This window comes from Stenotrophomonas sp. AN71 (genome assembly GCF_050435725.1).
In the GTDB taxonomy this organism is placed as follows: Bacteria; Pseudomonadota; Gammaproteobacteria; order Xanthomonadales; family Xanthomonadaceae; genus Stenotrophomonas.
Map to the genome: position 1 here is coordinate 485783 of NZ_JBNDKU010000001.1, position 19633 is coordinate 505415.

Below are 19633 nucleotides of genomic sequence, written 5' to 3' on the forward strand. Positions count from 1 at the left end.
TCTACAGAAGCAGGATCAACGGCCCTTTGCGGCCCGCGCCGCTTCGCGCTCGGCGCGCAAACGGTCCAGCTTTTCCTTCAGCTTGATCTCCAGACCGCGCGGAACCGGGTTGTAATACACCCGCTCGCCCATCGCATCCGGGAAGCCGGTCTGGTCCAGCGCGATACCGCCTTCGGCGTCGTGGTCGTACTGGTACTCGGCACCGTAACCGAGCTCCTTCATCAGTTTGGTCGGCGCATTGCGCAGGTGCAGCGGCACTTCTTCGGTGCCGCTTTCGCGCACGTCGGCCTTGGCCTGGTTGAAAGCCGCATAGCCGGCATTCGATTTGGCGGTGCTGGCCAGGTACAGCACCAGCTGGGCGAACGCGAGCTCGCCTTCCGGGCTGCCCAGCCGCTCGTAGATATCCCAGGCTTCCAGCGCCATGCTCTGCGCGCGCGGATCGGCCAGGCCGATATCCTCGATGGCCATGCGGGTCAGCCGGCGCGCCAGATAGGACGGATCGCAACCGCCATCGAGCATGCGGGTCAGCCAGTACAGCGCAGCATCAGGGTTGGAGCTGCGCACCGATTTGTGCAGCGCCGAGATCTGGTCGTAGAACTGCTCGCCGCCCTTGTCGAAACGACGGGTACGATCGGCCAGCACCTGGGTCAGGGTCTGGGGCGTGATGCGACCGCCCTCCCCGCCTGCCAGCTCGGCGGCGATCTCCAGCAGCGTCAGCGCACGCCGCACATCACCATCGGCGGCGGTTGCGATTTCCAGCAACAGCTCGGGAGCAACCTCGATGCGCTCTTCGCCCAGGCCGCGTTCGCGGTCACCGAGCGCACGTTCCAGCGCTTCAACGATGTCGGTCGGCGAGACGCCTTCCAGCACATGCACGCGGCAGCGCGACAGCAGTGCCGAGTTCAACTCGAATGACGGGTTCTCGGTGGTGGCACCGACGAACAGGATCGTGCCACGCTCGATGTGCGGCAGGAATGCATCCTGCTGCGCCTTGTTGAAGCGATGCACCTCATCCACAAACAACACGGTGCGCCGGCCTTCGGCAAAGCGCTGCGCGGCTTCGGCCAGCACCTGGCGTACCTCCGGCAGGCCGGACAGCACGGCAGAGATGGCGCGGAATTCGGCGTCGGAGTATTCGGCCAGCAACAACGCCAGCGTGGTCTTGCCGCAGCCAGGCGGCCCCCACAGGATCATCGAATGCACGCGCCCGGACTCGACCGCACGGCGCAGCGCGCTGTCCGGCGCCAGCAGGCGCTTCTGCCCGACCATTTCGTCCAGGGTGCGCGGTCGCATGCGCTCGGCCAGCGGGCGCATGTGTTCCCGATCGACGCTCAGCAGATCGGGGCCGGGGAATGAGGTTGAACGATGTCTTGCCACGTGGTCATTGTACCGCGAGAGCGTGCCAACCAAGGTTGGCACCTACCAACAGCGGTAGCGCCGGGCCGTGCTCGGCGGATCGGAGATGTGCTTTGATCGGTAGTGCCGGCCGCTGGCCGGCAACCTCGCAATCTGTCGGAAATAGACCGTAGCAGCCACTGGCAAGTCATAGGTAAGTTACTGATCCAACAGAGCTCACTGCCTCGCAGCGCCACGCGCCGTCGCCAGCAGCCGAGAATCCGAAACTCAACCTTCCAGGACGTACACGTGCGCGATCCCGACTCTAATGTGCTTGAGTTCGTTGCCGGCTGCGCTGTCAATGCGGATATCTACTATCTGGCTGCAGCCCTCGGCCCAGCCCATGAATACTACGACCCGGATCCCGGCCCGCCCACCCGGATGTTCGTCTTTGGCCGCGTACCCCAGGAAGGATGGTTCCATCACGACCTGCTGGACTTCCAGGTCATGTCCACACTGTTCATCCCGCCAGAAGACAGTGGTGGCCCACAGCGCTTACTCGCGCTGGACTACTGGGGACAGCTGGAACATTACGGCCGCACTGGCGCCACGATTGAGCGCGTGAAGGCGGATACAGGTGGCCTCACCCGCATTCGGCAGCTCGGCGAAGATCTGTTCTGTTGCGGTGTGCACGGAATGATCTATCACCGCAACGAGGCTGGGTGGAAGCAACTTCCCACGCACTTCCCCGCACCCGGGCGCAGGAGTCTCGAGGACGATCTTGATTCGATGGACTTCGAAACTTGGCTTTTGTATTGCGGCCACATATTCGAACTCGACGGCGTTCCCCCACTACCCACTGATCCGACAAAACGTGAGGCCGAGCTGCGTCGGAAGTTCGACGAAACACGCAGCCAGATAGTTGAGGGCCGCAAAGCCCCCGCGCACAGGGAGTTGCTCGCCAGTTTTGACGTCGCCAGCGTGAACGACCTCTGCGGAACCGGCTTAACAGACCTCTACGCAATCGGCTCAGATGGCTTGATTGCGCACTGGAATGGCTTGAAGTGGACGCAGCCCGAGCAAGTCACCACTGCGGAGCTGTTTCATGCCTGTAGAACTGACCAGGGCCGCCTCTTCTTTGTCGGCAAGGAAAGCGCCATCGTTACCGGCAACATCTCTACTGGATTTGAGTACCTACGCCATGACGTAAGCGAGGACATCAACTTCAACTCGGCCTGCCAACATGGGCAACAGATCTACATCGGCACTGAATATGCAGGCCTGTACGTCTACAGCCACGAAACCGGGGTAGTTGAACCCTTACTGGAAGGCATCCCCGAAGAACTGAGAGATGCGACGATCGTCGACATCAGTTCCGTCGGTAGCGTGCTGTGGGTGCTGACGCCCTGGGATCTGGTCCGCTTCGATGGCTTCGACTGGCAGGTCATCGTTCATCCGGACAACGGATAAGCCGGCCGAAAGCGTGCCAACCAAGGTTGGCACCTACCAGAGCGGGTCAGGTCGGATCGCGGTAGCGCCGAGGCATGCCCGGCGGATCAGGCCGCAGTAGCCGGTAGTGCCAGCCGCTGGCCGGCAGATCAAAAGCGTGTCAACCAAGGTTGACACCCACCAAGGGCGAAGGTTGACACCCACCAGAGCAGGTAGCGCCGGGCCATGCCCGGCGTCGCGCGTCAATTACCGATGACGTCGGTGCCCTTCGGCGGGGTGAAGCTGAAGGTGCCGGCGGCGAAGCCCGGGTTGCGCTTCCAGCCACTGAAGGTGATCACGGTGCGCTGACCGAGGGCATCGGTGATTTCCATCTTCGCCAGGCCCTGGGCATTGAAGCCCAGCGCGGCGTACTGGAAGCTGGCTTCGGTTTCGCGCTTCGGCGACAGCGACAGCCACTGCAGACCGTCACGCTGTGCGGCCTCTTCGCTGACGTCGTACTGCTGCTCCAGCAGCGCCGGGTTGATCAGCGCGGTCAGCGGGCTGTTCTGCTCTTCCTTGCCCTGCTCACGCACGGTGGCCTGCTCCAGGTCCGGCTCGTACATCCAGACCTTCTTGCCGTCAGCCACGATCAGCTGTTCGTGCGGGCGCACATATTCCCAGCGGAACAGGCGCGGCGCCGACAGCGCTACGCGGCCGCTGGTTGCCTCCTTCACCTTGCCCCGGCTGTCGAACACCTGCTGGCTGAACTGTCCATCCAGCCCCTTCAGGCCGCTGGTGAAACTCTTCAGGTCATCGCGGGCACCGGCCCAGGCGCTGCCGGCGGCAGCACAGGCCACGGCCAGGGTGGTGGTGGCGAGGAAACGGCGGAAGCGGAAGTTCATGCAGGAATCCTGTGGGCGCATGCGCCAGGAAGATGGGTTGCAGTGTGCCCGGTCAAAGATGAATGGGCGATCAGGGCGACATTATGCCGCCCCGTGCGTCCATCGGCGATTCAGCCGCCCGACGCCGGCAATCTGCCGTACAGCACTTGGCCTCGGAAGCCGCGACGCACCTCGCGGTACAGCGCGCGGAACGCTGTGTAGTCCTGCGGCTGGCACAGCGCCTCCGGGCCACGCACCGCATTCTGCTGCAGGCGGTGGTGCACGATCACCTCCTGGCCCTCGCGGCTCCAGTCGACCCGATACTCGCCGGCGGCGTTGGCAAAACGCTGGCTGGCCGGGATGGCGATGATCGGCGCGTTGGCCGGGAACTGCAGGCGGTAGGTTTCCTCGCGCAGGCTGGCATTGCAGTAGAACGGCGTCTCGTTGGCCGGTGCCGAGGCCGTGGCATACAGGCCACGCACCGACTCACCACCCGGCGGATCCGGCACGGCCATGCCACCGGCCACGCTGAAGTCGGCGTAGTCCTCGGCCTGGAAGGCCATGCGATAACCGAACGGGCGGGTCAGGTCGACCGGCACACCCTGCAGCTGCAGCTGCCCTCGCCCATCGAAGCCGGACGCGGCCATGATCTGCTCCTCAGCGCGCGCACGGTTCTGTGCGTTGAGCTGGGCGAACTGGGCGCGCATGCCGATCTCGGCATTTTCACCCAGCTTCGGCACCGTCTCACCGCGCAGGTTGCCGTTGGCGTCGAAGGTGAAACGCACCTCCATCGAGGTGGCATTGCGCTGCGGGCTGTTGGCCGGCGTGCGTGCCAGCGTGGCGTCCGCCGTCCGCACCACCGGTGCACCGAGGTCACCTTCGGGCAGCTGGCCGAAGCGCGCCCATGCAGTGGTCGAGTCCAGGTACAGATCGAACTCGGGAACGTAGGTGATGGCATGGTTGAAACGGCCCAGCACCGGGATCTTCGGCAACGTGGGGCCGCCCCCGGCACCGATCAGCACCGGCGAACTGGCGATGCCTTTGGCCGCCAGCAGCGCTTCCAGGATGGTCACATGGTCCTTGCAGTCGCCGTAGTGGTTGTCGAGGATGCTCTGTGCACTGTTCGGCTCCAGGCCGCCATTGCCCAGGTACACCGCCACGTAGCGGATGTTCTGCGCCACCCAGCGGTACAGCGCATCGGCCTGCTCGCGGCGGTCGTTGATGCCAGCGGTGACCTGGTCGGCCAACGCCTGCAGTTCCGGGGTGACCTGCGCGGCCGGGCCCGCCTTGAGCTGGTAGGCGCGGCCCATCTGCGACCAGTCACGATAGGTGCTGGCCATGATGTTCGGGCCGAATTCCCAGCCGGCCGCCGACCAGTTCTGCGCCTGCATCGCTTCACGGCGCTGGTAGCGCCAGCGCCACTGCGCCTGGCCGTTCTTCACCGTAGGCCGGTCGCTGCCCTGTACGCCCCGCGTATCAACGAACATCGGCAGATTGGCCGGCGCACTCAGGGTGACTTCGGCGTCTTCGTATTCGGTGAACACATTGAAGGTTTCCCACAGGCCGAAGTAGCCCGGGAAGTACGGCGTCGTCTGGGTGCGGCGCAGCTGGTAGAACAGCCGCGTACCCGGGGCCAGGTTCGGGAATACGATCACCCGCACCTTGCGATCGGCGTACATCGCCGCCGAGGCGCTGGAGTAGCTTTCCTGGGTGTAGATGCGATCGGCCGGCACATCGCGGCGCTGGCCGTCGGCGGTGATCGTGTAGGCGCTGAGCACGTCCAGCGTCTCCATCTTCTCGCTGTAGCTCAGCCGCACCTGGCTGAACTGCTCGACGGAGGCCTTGGTCTTTAGCAGGACCTCATAGGTTTCGGTCTGCACATTGCCCGCATCCGGCCGCACCTGGTAATCGGCACGGTAACGGACAATGCTGAAGTTGTTGCTGGCTTCGGTATCACCGCTGTTGGAGGGCGGTGCCGTGGCGGGCGCGGCGGCGGCGGTTTCTGCCAGTGCCGGGCCAGCAGCCAGAAGGCCTGCCAGCGCCAGCGCCAGCGCGCTTGGTACGGAGTGAAGCATGCGTCGGTTCCTTGGACGTCGTGGGGGTACGTCGGGTCTTACTTCGGCGGCGGCGGTGCCAGCACCGTGCGGTCGCCATTGTGCTCGGGCGAGCTGACCACGCCGGCCGCTTCCATGGCCTCGATCAGCCGCGCCGCACGGTTGTAGCCGATCTTCAGCCGGCGCTGCACGCCGGAGATCGAGGCGCGACGGGTCTCGGTGACCACCCGCAGCGCTTCGTCATACAACGGGTCGGATTCATCGCCGCCGCCGGAACTGGTCTCCGGCAGGCCGGTCGCACCGACCACCACGCCGTCGCCCATCGTCTGCACTTCGTCCAGCACGCCATCGACATAGTCGGCCGGGCCCATCGCCTTGAGGTGCTCGACCACGCGATGCACTTCCTCGTCGGAGACGAAGGCGCCGTGCACACGCTCAGGCATGGCGGTGCCCGGCGGCAGGTACAGCATGTCGCCATGGCCGAGCAGGGTTTCCGCGCCGGACTGGTCGAGGATGGTGCGCGAGTCGATCTTGGAGCTGACCTGGAACGCGATGCGGGTCGGGATGTTGGCCTTGATCAGGCCGGTGATCACGTCCACCGACGGGCGCTGCGTGGCCAGGATCAGGTGGATGCCGGCCGCACGCGCCTTCTGCGCCAGGCGCGCGATCAGTTCTTCCACCTTCTTGCCGACGATCATCATCATGTCGGCGAATTCGTCGATGAAGATGACGATGAACGGCAACGTCTCCAGTGGACGCGGCGCTTCGCCCAGTTCCGGGTTCGGCTTGAACAGCGGGTCCATCATCGGCTGCCCGGCGTCCTCGGCTTCCTTCACCTTCTTGTTGAAGCCGGCCAGGTTGCGCACGCCCACCGCGCTCATCAGCTTGTATCGGCGCTCCATCTCGGCCACGCACCAGCGCAGGCCGTTGGCGGCCTCCTTCATGTCGGTGACCACCGGCGCCAGCAGGTGCGGGATGCCCTGGTAGACGCTCAGTTCGAGCATCTTCGGGTCGATCATCAGCATCCGCAGGTCTTTGGGCGAAGCCTTGAACAGCAGGCTCAGCACCATCGCGTTGACCGCTACCGACTTGCCCGAACCGGTGGTACCGGCCACCAGCAGGTGCGGCATGCGCGCCAGGTCGGCCACGGTCGGACGGCCGGCGATATCCTTGCCCAGCGCCAGGGTCAGCGCACTGGCGGACTTGTCGTATTCCTTCGAGCGCAGCAGCTCGGACAGGAAGATCATTTCGCGGGTGACGTTGGGAATCTCCAGGCCGATCACCGACTTGCCTGGAATGACGTCGACCACACGCACCGACTTCACCGACAGGCCACGCGCGATGTCCTTGTCCAGCGAGCTGATCTGGCTGACCTTGATGCCCGGTGCCGGCTCGATCTCGAAACGGGTGATGACCGGGCCCGGGTTGGCACCAACCACCTGCGCGTCGATGCGGAAGTCCTTCAGCTTGAACTCGATCTGCCGTGACAGGGTCTCCAGCGTCTCTTCGTCGTAGCCCTTCGGCTGCGGCTTGGGGTCATCCAGCAGGGCCAGCGGCGGCAGGTCCGAGCCGTCGCCATTGACCCCGCGGAACATCGGAATCTGGTTGTCCCGCTTGGCCCGGTCGCTCTTCTCGATCACCGGCTCCGGGCGCGGCTCGATCTTCACCGGCTCGCGCTTGGCGCGCACCTCGGCATCGGCCTTGCGCACCTCCTGGCGTTCCTCGCGCATCACGCGGGTCTGCTGCCATTCGGTGACTTCTTCCTTCTTGCGCTCCAGCAACGGTGCAAGCGACATCACGCCACGGCCGATCTTCTCCATCACCGTGAACCAGGACAGCCCGGTCGCCAGGGTGATCGAAGCCAACAGCAGTACCAGCACGAACAGGTTCGCGCCCAGCGCACCGAAGCCCACCGTGAGCGAGTTGCCCACCAGCTTGCCGAGGATGCCGCCAGCACTGGAGACATCGCCACTGAACAGGCGCACATGCAGGAAACCGGTGCCGGCGATCAGGAAACCGACCAGCCCGACCAGCCGCAGTGCCGGGTCCAGGTCGTTCTCGCCCTTGCTCTCACGCTTGAGTCCGAACATGGCGATCCACGCCAGCGCGCCCAGCACCACCGGCAGCAGGAAGGCGATGTAGCCAAACAGCTGCAGCAGCACGTCGGCGATCCAGGCACCCGCACGTCCGCCCATGTTGTGCACCGGCGCGACCACACTGCCGGTATGCGACCAGCCCGGGTCAGTAGCTGAATAGGTGAAAAGGCTGGCCGCCAGGTACAGCAGCGCCGGCGCGATGGCGATCAGGCCAAGGTCGCGCCAGAGGCGTTGACGTCGTGGATTGTCGGTCGTCGCCGCCGCGGCCGTGCGACGTGACGCCTTGCTGTCGTCGGACTTGGAGCGTTCGGGGACCTGCTTCGCCACCTTAGACCATACCTTTGGAATGCGCTGTTAGTGATTGATAATAAATGAGACGGCGTCAGTTTTCAGTTATGCGACATCTGACGGGCCATCCGAGGCTCCCGAACGGCCGGTGGATGACGGCGTTCTGTTCATCGGCTTGAATCGCCCTGCCCCAGCCGCCACTCTATGACCTGCCACGGATGCTGCGCAAACATCGCCAGCGCCTTGTCCCATCTACCTTTTCGCGAGTTTACATGAGCACCAGCCTGCCTTCCCGCCACCAGCGCCTCGTCATCCTCGGTTCCGGCCCGGCCGGCTGGACCGCCGCCGTCTACGCCGCCCGCGCCAACCTGAAGCCAGTGGTCATCACCGGCCTGCAGCAGGGCGGCCAGCTGATGACCACCACCGAGGTGGACAACTGGCCCGGTGACGCCCATGGCCTGATGGGCCCGGACCTGATGTCGCGCATGCAGGCCCACGCCGAGCGCTTCGAGACCGAGGTCATCTTCGACCACATCCATACCGCCGACGTCTCCCAGCGCCCGTTCAAGCTGATCGGCGACAGCCACGAGTACACCTGCGACGCGCTGATCATCGCCACCGGCGCCACTGCCAAGTACCTGGGCATCCCGACCGAGGAAGCCTTCAAGGGTCGCGGCGTCTCGGCCTGCGCCACCTGTGACGGTTTCTTCTACCGCGACCAGGACGTGGTCGTGGTCGGCGGCGGCAACACCGCCGTGGAAGAGGCCCTGTACCTGTCCAACATCGCCCGCAAGGTCTACCTGGTCCACCGCCGCGACACCCTGAAGGCGGAAAAGATCATGCAGGACAAGCTGTTCAAGAAGGTGGCCGAAGGCAAGATCGAAACCGTCTGGCATCACCAGGTGGAAGAAGTGCTGGGCAACGATGCCGGCGTGACCGGCGTGCGCGTCAAGTCCACCCAGGACGGCAGCACCCGCGACATCGACGCCCACGGCTTCTTCGTGGCCATCGGCCACCACCCGAACACCACCCTGTTCGACGGCCAGCTGGCGATGAACAACGGTTACCTGGAAATCCGTTCGGGCCTGGGCGGCAACGCCACCCAGACCTCGGTGGAAGGCGTGTTCGCCGCCGGCGACGTGGCCGACCAGCACTACCGCCAGGCGATCACCTCGGCCGGCTTCGGCTGCATGGCCGCACTGGACGCCGAGCGCTTCCTGGACGCCGAGGGCAAGGCCAGCTGAGCCCCACTCCCGCCTCTGTGTAGAGTCGAGCCATGCTCGACCGAGAAGGCCGATGCGAGAGCATCGGCCTTTGCATTTCAGTAGTGCCAGGCCATGCCTGGCAGCCCTGCACATGCCCTCACCCCCGTACACAGGCCTGCGCAAACTCGACCGGCGCCGTCGCAACCCCATCTGCATCCCGCAGCACAGCCGTCAAGCGCACCACACCCGAACCCGGCCCATTGCAGGCGAGAGTGATCGCCAACGGCTTCACCGGATCGTCGAAGGTCGTCGTCGTTGGCGTGCATGCGCCCGCCTCCGAGCAGGACGTCAGCGAGAGCTCCACGGCCAGCGGGTACTGGGGATTGCCGGTGTAACCCAGGCCAACGTCGCGGGACGATTGAACCAGCACATCCACATCCGGGATCGGATGCAGGGCCAGGGGCTCGCACGTCTTTCCAGCTGCCCACAGGCGATAGCCCTTCTCCACCCCCTTCATGGAGGCGGCACGGAAGACAGGATCCTGCAGGGCAGCCACATCGTCGGGATTGGAGTGATAGGCCGTCTCGACGATGATTGAGGGCATCGTTCCGATGCGGTTCTCGCCGTGCCTGGCCGCGCTCGAACTCTCGCGAATCGGGAAATCCTGATAGCCAGGTTGCGCGCGGATGATTTCCTGCATCGCACACAGGATACTGTCCGCCAGGGGCTTGTCCTGCGGTTTTTCCTGATGGTAGTAGACCTCGGTGCCGCGCACGCTGGCGGATTCGCTGCCGTTGGTGTGCAGGCTCAGCATCACGTCCACACCCAGATGGTTGGCGTAGTTTGGGCGGGCTCTTATGTCCTCGTCCTTTTCGCGAGCAGACGCTGGACTGTTCGGAAATTCATTCCACATGTCGGTGCGCTCGGGAAAAAGCGCCTTTAGGTGATAGCGCGATGACATGTGCTCCCATGGCTTTCCTGACTCCGGATGGAGTTCCGTAGAGCGACTTCGTGCCCGGTGCACCGTCAATCCGCTACGTTGCTCAATCAATCCTTGAAGTTCGTCGCCATATGCTGGACTCAGCGTGTCCTCCTGAACTCCGAGGGGCGCCGGTCGCTGAAACTCCCACTCCCTGCCGGGATGCAGGCTGATGTAGCCATGACTTGCCGAGACCAAGGCTGATGTCTGCGTAGACCTCACTTGAACCTGCGGCGGAACGGCCAGATCCTCGGGGTAGTACTCCTCAAGGGTTTTCCCGTCAAAGAGGAAATCAATGTCGTTCACGTCCAGTCCCGATTTTTCGGCGTAGAACCTCAATGAGGACGCCATCGGAATCAGGAAGAGCTCGTCATAGCTGCCTTCCGGGCCGGGAAGGTATCCAGGGCCAAAACTTACCATCATTGATCTATTCTTCATATCAATACGGATGCTGACGCTGACCTGTCGCAGCTCCCCCGTTTGCTGCAGATGACGCGTCAGCTGACTCGCAGCCTCGCGCTCCAACAGTGCAACCACCTCCGCATATGCGCCTGGATCCTCAGCCACTTTCTCCACCTGAGCTCCAGAAGCCAATACAGGTGATGCAAAGAACAGGCCGCACGCGACCACGACAGGGGCAAACTTCAATCCCTTCATTGTTGATTTCTCCATGTGGCGGGCTACGCGCCGCTCATGCAGCGCCCCGACACCGTGCCGAGTCGAGTGCAAGTGAATCCGCAGCGGGCGCACACGGATGGACAATTCAAACTTTCCTCACCCTCAACCAGAACAAACCGGCCCAGCCCCGCCAACACCGTTCGCGATCCACCTGCCCTATCCTTTCCCCCCATGCCTTCCGCCCGCTTCCTCGACTCCCTGCAGTCCATTCCCGCCACCGATTGGGATGCCCTGCATGACGGCCGCAATCCCTTCGTCAGCCACGCCTTCCTGTCTGGACTGGAAGAGCACGGCTGCCTGCGCGAGGACTGGGGCTGGCAACCCCGCCACTTCACGCTGTGGGAAGACGAGTGCCTGATCGGCGCCATTCCGGGTTACCTGAAGAGCAACTCGCATGGCGAGTTCGTGTTCGACCACGCCTGGGCCAATGCCTACGCCCGCCATGGGCGCGACTACTATCCGAAGTGGCTGGGCGCGGTCCCGTACTCGCCGGTCACCGGCCCCCGGTTGCTGGCCCGTCACGATTCAGGGCGCAGTGATCTGCTGGCGGCACTGCGCAAGGCGCTGCCCGGCCTGGATGTGTCCTCGGCCCATATCAATTTCCACACGGCAAACGACGAGGCCGCGTTCGGCGAAAACTGGCTGCTGCGCGAGGACGTGCAGTTCCAGTGGCAGAACCCGGGTGACTGGACCACGTTCGAGCAGTTCCTCGGCGCCATGGACCACAAGCACCGCAAGAACATCCGCCAGGAGCGGGCCAAGGTCACCCGCCAGGGCATCACGTTCCGCGTGTTGCACGGCGACGAGGCCAGCCGAGCCGACCTGCAGGCGATGTACCGCTTCTACCTTCAAACCTTCCTTGAATACGGCAACGCCCCGGCCCTGACCGAGACCTTCCTGCGCCATCTGGCCATTTCACTGGGGCGCGGGTTGGTGCTGTTCCTGGCAGAGATGGATGGCGAACCGATTGCCGGCGCACTGTGCCTGCGGGGCGGCGACACCCTGTACGGCCGCTACTGGGGCGGCGCGACCCTTCCCGGCCTGCACTTCGAAGCCTGCTACTACCAGGGTATCGAATACTGCCTGCGCGAAGGGCTGACCCGTTTCGAACCCGGCGCGCAGGGTGAGCACAAGCTGGCGCGCGGCTTCCTGCCGACACTGGTGCGCAGCCGGCACTGGGTGGCTGACGCGGAGTTCGCCGAGGCACTGCAGGACTGGTGCCGGCAGGAGCGGCGCGATGTGCGGCGTTACCAGCAGGAATTGCAGGCGCACAGCCCGTTCCGCAACGAGACGTAGCGTCGAGCTTGCTCGACTGTCGGCCCCTGCGAAGCGTGCCAACCAAGGTTGGCACCTACCGGAGCAACGGGCCGTTCCGCACGCTCAGGTGCACTGCCAGAAATGCCCACTCACCCGGCACTTTGCGCACCAGAACGTATACAGCATGCCGCCACTGCCCCACAGCAGGGTGCTTTCGGCGGTGGTGGGCAGCGTCGAATCGAGCTGCATCACGAACCGCATTTCCTCGCCGCAATCGATGCACGCCGGGTACCACGCACTCTGCACCCAGCTCGGCGCGCCACCCACGCGCGACAGGTTCTGCCGATGGTTGGACTGCCCCCAGTCCTGCTGCCGCCAGCGCGCACTTTCCATCGCCACCAGCCCCACCTCGGCCTGCATCAGGTCACCATTGTCGGTGGGCGTGGCGGGCACCTCGCGATACTGGCTGGGGTGGCAGCCAGGCTGGCCGGCGGCATCGTGGCGATAGAAGCGCACCGGCGGAGCCTCCCAACCGCAGCAGTCCAGGCACAGGCCAAGCGTGACCTCGCCCGCGGCACCCGGCTGCAGCGCAGCGGCTTCGGTCTGCAGCAGGCGCTGCAGCGGCGCATGGCAGCTGCCACACAGCGCTTCCAGCAGCCCGCCCATGCGGCCAGCATGATGCGCCCGGCCATCATTCCAGGTGGGATGCAGGCGCCAGATACGCTTGCGCCAGCTGGGCTCGTCGGCCTGTTGTGCGCGATGCTGCTCGCGGCCGAAGCGGATGTGCAGCGGCGCCTCATCGTGCAAGCGGCGCGGCAGCGGACCGTTGGCAACACCGGCCCAGTGTGCCCAGACCTCGGCGTCCAGCCGTCCCCAGTCCGCCAGGTAGCCTCGCGCGACGGCGTAGGTTCCGGGCTGAGCGGCAAGCAGCAGGGCCCGCGCGCGCATCATCTCCCGATCATCGTCGGCCTCGGCAAGCACCTGCGCCCACTGCAGGGCGATCGCCTCCGGCAGGGCCTGCCAGACCTGCGAAGCCAACTGCACCTCGTCTTCGATGGCCACCGCCAGCAGTGCCTCCCACTCATCCTGGAGCACCTGCGGCGCCTGGTAGCTGGCGAATGTCAGCACATCAGCCAGCAGTTCGCTGCGCTCGCCCTCACGATAGCGGCGCCAGGCATCGGCGCAGACTCCAGGCACCGCCTCGTCCGCCAGCAGATCCAGCGCCATGTCGAGGAAGCTCGAGCCGGCCGAGCGCCGGGCCAGCGCCTGTGTCATCACGGCACCGAGCTGGCGGCGATCTTCGCTGGCCAACGCCAGCAGCAGCCCCTGGCTGTCGTTGCGCGTCCGCGGCGCGTCGTGCACATCGAGCAGGGCGGTGATCGAATCGCTCATGGGAGGCTCCTTGCCGGTGGAGGGTGATGGTGCCAGACATCGCGCACGGCCACCGCGAATACAATGGCGGCATGACCCGCCAGCTGCCCTGGCGCCTGGCCGACGCGCCCGACGCCCCGTTCCCTCCGGCCGAAACCGCGTTACGCCAGCCTGATGGCCTGCTGGCGATCGGCGGCGACCTGCATGCGGCACGCCTGCTCAACGCGTACGCTGGCGGCATCTTCCCGTGGTTCAGCGAGGGCGAGCCGATCCTGTGGTGGTCGCCGGACCCGCGCATCGTGTTCCGTACCGATGGCGTGCACCTGTCCAGCCGGTTCCGTCGCCAGTTGCGCGGCAGCGACTGGGAGGTCACCGCCGACACGGCCTTCGGCCGGGTCATGCGCGCCTGCGCGGCTGCACCCCGCCCCGGGCAGGACGGCACCTGGATCAGCCCGGCGATGGTCGAGGCCTACAGCCAGCTGCACGATCTGGGCTTCGCCCACTCCATCGAGGTGTGGGATCGTCAGACGCTGGTCGGCGGCATCTATGGTGTCGCACTCGGGACGATGTTCTTCGGCGAAAGTATGTTCAGTGGTGCCAGCGGCGGCTCCAAGACCGCGCTGGCCGCATTGGCGTCCATCCTGCATGGCTGGGGCTGGTCACTGATCGACGCCCAGGTCGAGAATCCGCACCTGCTGAGGATGGGCGCCGTGCATCAGCCCCGCGCCGCGTTCCTCGATCACGTGCGCCAGGCAGTGCGCTGCGATGGCCGTGAAGGCCCGTGGACACAGGCGATCGGGCGCCTGCCTGCCCGGGATTTGGCCGGGGGTTAACACAAACTTTGCAAGCTGGGCCCGTCACGCGTAAAATACCGCGCCTTAGGCCCAGCGTGGCCGTTTTCTGAACCGCACAGGACTACATGTCGAAAGACGATTCCATCGAGTTCGAGGGCACCGTCAGCGAGACGCTGCCGAACACCACTTTCCGCGTTCGTCTGGAAAATGGGCACGAGATCATTGCCCACATCTCCGGCCGCATGCGCAAGAACTACATCCGCATCCTCACCGGTGACCGGGTCAAGGTTGAAATGACCCCGTACGACCTGACCAAGGGTCGTATCACCTACCGCATGAAGTAAGCGGTCGGCGCCTGGCGCCCTTTCGACAAGGCCAGCCCTGGTTGCTGGCCTTTTGTCATGCCTGAAATCCGGCCCTGCCGGAGGTCACAGTGACCGAACTCACCGTGACGTCGGTCAGCCCCGCTTGCGGCAGATTCGCAGCCCCCGGAAGGGCGGCATCGTGGGATCCGGTCCAGTCCGGATCGCCATCCCCTGCCCCGCCATGAACATGCCCGCGCTGTCTGTCCTGCTCGCCGCCCTCGCCGCGTCTGCCGCCAGCCTGGCGGTCACGCCGGCACATGCCGCCGCCCCTCCTTCCGCCAACGCCAGCGATTGCCTCCAGCTGGGCAGCGACCAGCAACTGGTGCGCGGCGGCGCCTCGAGCAATGTCCTGCTGCGCAATGGCCAGGACCACTACGTGGTGCACTTCCAGAATGACTGCTCCGCCGCGGCCCGCTCCAGGAAGCTGAGTTTCGTCACCGAGGGCGAGCAGGGCCGGCTGTGCGCCAGCGGTCGCAGCGATCTGCTGACCGATTCGGGGCGCTGCAAGGTGGCCCGGATCGAGACGATCGACGAGGCCACGTTCAAGCAGAAGGCGCGCCAGCGCCGCTGATGCCAGACACGACAAGGGCGGCCAAAAAGCCGCCCTTGTCATTTCAGGTCCGCCGGGCCTGGCCCGGCGTCAGCTCATTCCACCGTGGCCGGAAGCAGGCGCTCCGGCTCAGCCTGGGCCTCGACCACCAGCTCGTCGTCGCGGACGTCGATGCTGACCTTGCCGCCGTTGACCAGCTTGCCGAACAGCAGCTCGTCGGCCAGCGGACGCTTGATCTTGTCTTGGATCACGCGGGCCATCGGACGGGCACCCATCATCGGGTCGAAACCATGATGAGCCAGCCAGTCGCGTGCGGTCGGGGTAGCCGACAGACTGACGTGCTTCTCCTGCAGGCGCATCTCCAGCTCGATCAGGAACTTGTCCACCACGCGCAGGATGTGCTCGAAGCCCAGCGCCTGGAACTGCACGACCGCGTCGAGGCGGTTGCGGAATTCCGGGGTGAAGCTGCGGCGGATGGTCTCCATCGCGTCGGTGGCGTGGTCCTGCTTGGTGAAGCCGATCGAGCGCCGCGAGGCCTGTGCCGCACCAGCATTGGTGGTCATCACCAGCACCACGTTCTTGAAGTTGGCTTCGCGACCGTTGGTATCGGTCAGCACACCGCGGTCCATCACCTGCAACAGGATGTTGAAGATGTCCGGATGCGCCTTCTCGATCTCGTCCAGCAGCAGCACGCAGTGCGGCGTCTTCACGATCTTCTCGGTGAGCAGGCCACCCTGGTCGAAGCCGACATAGCCCGGAGGCGCACCGATCAGGCGGCTGATCGAATGCGGCTCCATGTACTCGGACATGTCGAAGCGGACCAGCTCGATGCCAAGCTGCAGTGCCAGCTGCTTGGTCACCTCGGTCTTGCCGACACCGGTCGGGCCGGCGAACAGGAAGTTGCCAATCGGCTTTTCCGGGTTGCCCAGGCCCGAACGGGCCAGCTTGATCGCTGCCGACAGCGTCTCGATGGCCGGGTCCTGGCCGAAGATCACCATCTTCAGGTTGCGCTCCAGGTGCTGCAGCACATCCTTGTCGGTGGCACTGACCTGCTTGGTCGGAATGCGCGCCATCTTGGCGACGATCGCTTCGACTTCCTCGACGTCGATCAGCTCCTTGCGCTGCTCTTCCGGCAGCAGGCGCTGGCGGGCACCGGCCTCGTCGATCACGTCGATGGCCTTGTCCGGCAACAGGCGGTCACCGATGTGCTTGACCGACAGGTCCACGGCGGCCTGCAGCGCCTCGTCGGAATAGGTCACGCCGTGGTGCAGCTCGTACTTGGACTTCAGGCCCTGCAGGATCTCGTAGGTCTCGCCAACGGTCGGCTCGACGATGTCGATCTTCTGGAAGCGACGCGCCAGGGCACGGTCCTTCTCGAAGATGCCGCGATATTCCTGGAAGGTGGTCGAGCCGATGCAGCGCAGCTCACCGGAGGCCAGCGCCGGCTTGATCAGGTTGGAGGCATCCATGGTGCCGCCCGACGCCGAGCCGGCACCGATGATGGTATGGATCTCGTCGATGAACAGCACCGCATTGGGCACCTTCTTCATCGCGGTCAACACGCTCTTCAGGCGCTTCTCGAAATCGCCGCGATACTTGGTGCCGGCCACCAGCGCACCCAGGTCGAGCGAGTAGATCACCGCATCGGCCAGCACCTCGGGCACGGAGCCTTCGACGATGCGACGGGCCAGGCCCTCGGCGATGGCGGTCTTGCCCACGCCCGCCTCACCCACGTACAGCGGGTTGTTCTTGCGGCGGCGGCACAGCACCTGGATGGTGCGCTCGATCTCGTCGGCGCGGCCCACCAGCGGATCGATGCGTCCGGCGCGGGCCTGTTCGTTGAGGTTGCTGGCGAACTCAGTCAGGGCATCGCCCTTGGGCTCGCCCTCGCCACCTTCCATACGGCCCTCACCCTCGGAGGACGAGGACGGCTGTTCGCCCTCCTCGCCCAGCTTGGCGATGCCATGAGACAGGTAATTGACCACGTCCAGCCGGGTGACATCCTGCTGGTTGAGGTAATAGACGGCGTGGGAGTCCTTTTCGCCGAAGATCGCGACCAGCACATTGGCGCCGGTGACTTCCTTCTTGCCCGAGGACTGCACGTGGTACACGGCCCGCTGCAGCACGCGCTGGAAGCCCAGGGTCGGCTGGGTATCGCGACCGTCATCTTCGGCCAGGCGGGACACGGAGGCCTCGATGGCCTGCTCCAGCTCCTGGCGCAGGCGTTCGGCGTCGGCACCACAGGCCTTCAATACGGCCTGGGCGGACGGGTTGTCGAGCAGTGCCAGCAGCAGGTGTTCGACCGTCATGAACTCATGCCGGGCCTCACGGGCGCGCTTGTAGCACTGGCCGATGGTGTGTTCGAGGTCTTTGCTGAACATGGATTACTCCGGCGGCAGATGGGAACAATATGCGGCCTGACTACGCGATTTCCATCACCCTAGCGGATTGCTGCGTTCAGATGGCGTTAGCAGTACGGATCGCTTGATCTTCATTCACTCCAGGACAGCCCGCCCGGCATGACCGAACCCTACCTGAGCCGCTGGCGATTGCGGCGTGATGGCCCGGCCATCCAGACGCCCCGCGCGCACCTCTGGCCGGTCCTGACCGCCACCGGAGAGCCGGCGATGCTGAAAGTCAGCGACGAACCCGAGGAACAGAACGCCCATCGCCTGCTGCGCTGGTGGGACGGCAACGGCGCCGCCCGCCTGCTTGCCCATGAAGGGCCGGCCATCCTGATCGAACGTGCCGCCGGCCCATCGCTGCGACAACGCTCGATCGACGGCGACGATGACGCCTGTACCGCGATCCTGTGCCAGGTTCTGCAGCGGCTGCACTGGCCACGGAACGCGGCGCCAACGGAACTGATCTGCCTGCGTACATGGTTCGCCGACCTGCTGCAGCCAAGGGTTGCGCTGCCGCCGCTGCTGGAACAGTGCGGATCATGGGCGGAGGTGCTGCTGCAGGAAGAGCAGGAAATCCGGCCGCTGCACGGCGACCTGCATCATGACAACGTGCTGGATTTCGGCCAGCGCGGCTGGCTGGCGATCGACCCGAAGCGGCTGCTCGGTGACCGTGCATTCGACTACACGACGCTGTTCAGCAACCCGGACCTGTGCGGCCCCGGGATCCACGTGGCGACCCGGCCGGAGCGGTTTACCGCCCGGCTGGAACAGGTCGTAGCGCTGTCCGGCATCGACCGTGTGCGGCTGCTGCGCTGGATCGCGGCCAGCATGGGGTTGTCAGCGGCGTGGTTCCGCGACGATGGCGACCCGGCTGACATCGATGAGACGGTGGCGCAGATGGCGCTGGAGGCGCTGGCGGAGGGCTGAAACCGGCCTCGTAGGTGCCCGCCTTGGTGCGCACTTTGCGTCAGGCGTCGGTACGCTTCGACGAAAGGCAGCCGAGCACGGGCTCGGCTCTACAGATCGGGGCCGGTCAGGCCGTTTCCATCGTGCACAGCAACGGATGCTGGTTCATCCGCGAGTACTCGTTGACCTGGGCGACCTTGGTCTCGGCCACCTCGCGGGTGAACACTCCGCATACGCCACGGCCGCGGGTGTGGACGTGCAGCATCACCTGCGTGGCCTTGTCCAGGTCCATGCTGAAGAACTGCTGCAGCACATCCACCACGAAATCCATCGGGGTGTAGTCGTCGTTGAGCAGCATCACCTGGTAGAACGGCGGCGGCGCCACTTCCGGGCGCGCGGGCTCCACGGCAACGCCGTGCTCGTGATGGGAATCGGGGGAAGACTCATGGGGCATCTGGCCATTATAGAGGTTGCGCCGGGCCTGCGTCGGCCTGCCGCAGATTGGACGGCGCGGACGCCCATCGTCACAATTGCATCTTCTTTCAATTCTGCTTCACAGGATCTTCATGAAAAGGACCCTTCTGCCCGCCCTGCTGATCGCCCTGGCCGCTGCCGGCTCCGCCGCCGCCGCGCCCGAGGCCGACAAGTCCGTGGCCCGCCACCTGGACAAGCTGGGCTACACCTACGAGGTCGACGAGGATGGTGACTACCGCCTGGTGTTCGACGTGGTGGACGATCGCACCCAGATGGTCTACGTGCGCTCGGCGGTGGAAGATTTCGGCACCCACAACATCCGCGAGATCTGGTCGCCGGCCTACACGTCCAAGACCAAGCAGTTCCCGGTGGTGGTGGCCAACCGTCTGCTGGAAGATTCCCAGGACGCCAAGATGGGCGGCTGGGTAAAGCAGGACACGACCGCCATGTTCGTAGTGAAGATCGACGCCGACGCCACCCCGGACCAGCTCAGCGACGCCATCGATGCGGCCATCCGCACCGCCGACGCGATGGAGCTGGAGCTGACCAAGAAGGATGAATTCTGAG

At 65.1% G+C, this 19633-nt stretch carries 16 protein-coding genes; 8 read left to right on the forward strand and 8 right to left on the reverse strand.

Features of this window, described 5'->3' with window-relative positions:
* Positions 1–15: 15 nt before the first annotated feature.
* Positions 16–1314: a replication-associated recombination protein A gene (locus ABH900_RS02095; RefSeq protein ID WP_429620813.1), complete on the reverse strand. Its 1299-nt coding sequence runs from the start codon at positions 1312–1314 to the stop codon at positions 16–18.
* Between the two features lie 330 nt (positions 1315–1644).
* Between ABH900_RS02095 and ABH900_RS02100 the strand changes: the two genes are divergently transcribed.
* Positions 1645–2805 carry a hypothetical protein gene (locus tag ABH900_RS02100; protein WP_429620815.1) on the forward strand — a complete coding sequence of 387 codons (1161 nt, stop codon included), beginning with the start codon at positions 1645–1647 and terminating at the stop codon, positions 2803–2805.
* A gap of 221 nt (positions 2806–3026) precedes the next feature.
* Here ABH900_RS02100 and lolA read toward each other — a convergent pair whose 3' ends face one another.
* The 3 genes from lolA to ABH900_RS02115 all read right to left on the reverse strand — a co-directional run bounded on the left by lolA (position 3027) and on the right by ABH900_RS02115 (position 8121).
* Positions 3027–3665 (reverse strand): outer membrane lipoprotein chaperone LolA, encoded by a 639-nt coding sequence (lolA, locus tag ABH900_RS02105; RefSeq protein ID WP_429620817.1) that lies wholly within the window; start codon positions 3663–3665, stop codon positions 3027–3029.
* A gap of 110 nt (positions 3666–3775) precedes the next feature.
* The gene (locus ABH900_RS02110) at positions 3776–5719 is read right to left on the reverse strand and encodes a DUF3857 domain-containing protein (RefSeq protein ID WP_429620819.1); all 1944 of its coding nucleotides are present in this window, start codon (positions 5717–5719) and stop codon (positions 3776–3778) included.
* A gap of 38 nt (positions 5720–5757) precedes the next feature.
* Positions 5758–8121, reverse strand: a complete 2364-nt coding sequence (locus ABH900_RS02115) for a DNA translocase FtsK (RefSeq protein ID WP_429620821.1) — start codon at positions 8119–8121, stop codon at positions 5758–5760.
* Between the two features lie 233 nt (positions 8122–8354).
* Between ABH900_RS02115 and trxB the strand changes: the two genes are divergently transcribed.
* A complete protein-coding gene (gene trxB, locus ABH900_RS02120; protein WP_429620822.1) occupies positions 8355–9326 on the forward strand; it encodes a thioredoxin-disulfide reductase in 972 nt (323 codons plus the stop codon).
* 118 nt (positions 9327–9444) lie between these two features.
* Here the strand turns inward: trxB and ABH900_RS02125 are convergent, their stop codons facing one another.
* The gene (locus ABH900_RS02125; protein WP_429620824.1) at positions 9445–10923 is read right to left on the reverse strand and encodes an N-acetylmuramoyl-L-alanine amidase family protein; all 1479 of its coding nucleotides are present in this window, start codon (positions 10921–10923) and stop codon (positions 9445–9447) included.
* Positions 10924–11115: 192 nt separating this feature from the next.
* Between ABH900_RS02125 and ABH900_RS02130 the strand changes: the two genes are divergently transcribed.
* Positions 11116–12240, forward strand: coding sequence for a GNAT family N-acetyltransferase (locus ABH900_RS02130; protein WP_429620826.1), 1125 nt, complete (start codon positions 11116–11118; stop codon positions 12238–12240).
* Between the two features lie 84 nt (positions 12241–12324).
* Here the strand turns inward: ABH900_RS02130 and ABH900_RS02135 are convergent, their stop codons facing one another.
* The gene (locus tag ABH900_RS02135; RefSeq protein ID WP_429620828.1) at positions 12325–13593 is read right to left on the reverse strand and encodes a hypothetical protein; all 1269 of its coding nucleotides are present in this window, start codon (positions 13591–13593) and stop codon (positions 12325–12327) included.
* Between the two features lie 71 nt (positions 13594–13664).
* Between ABH900_RS02135 and aat the strand changes: the two genes are divergently transcribed.
* The 3 genes from aat (at position 13665) to ABH900_RS02150 (ending at position 15302) form a co-directional block, all read left to right on the forward strand.
* Entirely contained in the window at positions 13665–14405 is a 741-nt protein-coding gene (gene aat / locus ABH900_RS02140; protein WP_429621412.1) for a leucyl/phenylalanyl-tRNA--protein transferase, read from the forward strand.
* An 86-nt stretch (positions 14406–14491) separates the two neighbouring features.
* Positions 14492–14710, forward strand: a complete 219-nt coding sequence (gene infA, locus ABH900_RS02145) for a translation initiation factor IF-1 (protein WP_005409596.1) — start codon at positions 14492–14494, stop codon at positions 14708–14710.
* A 202-nt stretch (positions 14711–14912) separates the two neighbouring features.
* Complete coding sequence (locus ABH900_RS02150; protein WP_429620831.1) at positions 14913–15302, forward strand: hypothetical protein; 390 nt, start codon at positions 14913–14915, stop codon at positions 15300–15302.
* A 74-nt stretch (positions 15303–15376) separates the two neighbouring features.
* On the opposite strand, the gene clpA is transcribed toward ABH900_RS02150, so the two are convergent.
* A complete protein-coding gene (gene clpA / locus ABH900_RS02155; protein ID WP_429620834.1) occupies positions 15377–17662 on the reverse strand; it encodes an ATP-dependent Clp protease ATP-binding subunit ClpA in 2286 nt (761 codons plus the stop codon).
* A 138-nt stretch (positions 17663–17800) separates the two neighbouring features.
* Between clpA and ABH900_RS02160 the strand changes: the two genes are divergently transcribed.
* The gene (locus ABH900_RS02160; protein WP_429620836.1) at positions 17801–18613 is read left to right on the forward strand and encodes an APH(6) family putative aminoglycoside O-phosphotransferase; all 813 of its coding nucleotides are present in this window, start codon (positions 17801–17803) and stop codon (positions 18611–18613) included.
* A gap of 106 nt (positions 18614–18719) precedes the next feature.
* Here ABH900_RS02160 and clpS read toward each other — a convergent pair whose 3' ends face one another.
* A complete protein-coding gene (clpS, locus tag ABH900_RS02165) occupies positions 18720–19046 on the reverse strand; it encodes an ATP-dependent Clp protease adapter ClpS (protein ID WP_429620838.1) in 327 nt (108 codons plus the stop codon).
* A 112-nt stretch (positions 19047–19158) separates the two neighbouring features.
* Here clpS and ABH900_RS02170 point away from each other — a divergent pair, with 112 nt between their 5' ends.
* A complete protein-coding gene (locus tag ABH900_RS02170; protein WP_429620840.1) occupies positions 19159–19632 on the forward strand; it encodes a hypothetical protein in 474 nt (157 codons plus the stop codon).
* The last annotated feature ends 1 nt before the right edge of the window (position 19633 follow it).

Coding starts and splice junctions, on each gene's coding strand:
- ABH900_RS02095 (WP_429620813.1), bottom strand. CDS start 1,314: ATGCGCCCGCTGGCCGAGCGCATGCGACCGCGCACCCTGGACGAAATG.
- lolA (WP_429620817.1), bottom strand. CDS start 3,665: ATGAACTTCCGCTTCCGCCGTTTCCTCGCCACCACCACCCTGGCCGTG.
- ABH900_RS02110 (WP_429620819.1), bottom strand. CDS start 5,719: ATGCTTCACTCCGTACCAAGCGCGCTGGCGCTGGCGCTGGCAGGCCTT.
- trxB (WP_429620822.1), top strand. CDS start 8,355: ATGAGCACCAGCCTGCCTTCCCGCCACCAGCGCCTCGTCATCCTCGGT.
- ABH900_RS02125 (WP_429620824.1), bottom strand. CDS start 10,923: ATGAAGGGATTGAAGTTTGCCCCTGTCGTGGTCGCGTGCGGCCTGTTC.
- ABH900_RS02130 (WP_429620826.1), top strand. CDS start 11,116: ATGCCTTCCGCCCGCTTCCTCGACTCCCTGCAGTCCATTCCCGCCACC.
- ABH900_RS02135 (WP_429620828.1), bottom strand. CDS start 13,593: ATGAGCGATTCGATCACCGCCCTGCTCGATGTGCACGACGCGCCGCGG.
- aat (WP_429621412.1), top strand. CDS start 13,665: ATGACCCGCCAGCTGCCCTGGCGCCTGGCCGACGCGCCCGACGCCCCG.
- infA (WP_005409596.1), top strand. CDS start 14,492: ATGTCGAAAGACGATTCCATCGAGTTCGAGGGCACCGTCAGCGAGACG.
- ABH900_RS02150 (WP_429620831.1), top strand. CDS start 14,913: ATGAACATGCCCGCGCTGTCTGTCCTGCTCGCCGCCCTCGCCGCGTCT.
- clpA (WP_429620834.1), bottom strand. CDS start 17,662: ATGTTCAGCAAAGACCTCGAACACACCATCGGCCAGTGCTACAAGCGC.
- ABH900_RS02160 (WP_429620836.1), top strand. CDS start 17,801: ATGACCGAACCCTACCTGAGCCGCTGGCGATTGCGGCGTGATGGCCCG.
- clpS (WP_429620838.1), bottom strand. CDS start 19,046: ATGCCCCATGAGTCTTCCCCCGATTCCCATCACGAGCACGGCGTTGCC.
- ABH900_RS02170 (WP_429620840.1), top strand. CDS start 19,159: ATGAAAAGGACCCTTCTGCCCGCCCTGCTGATCGCCCTGGCCGCTGCC.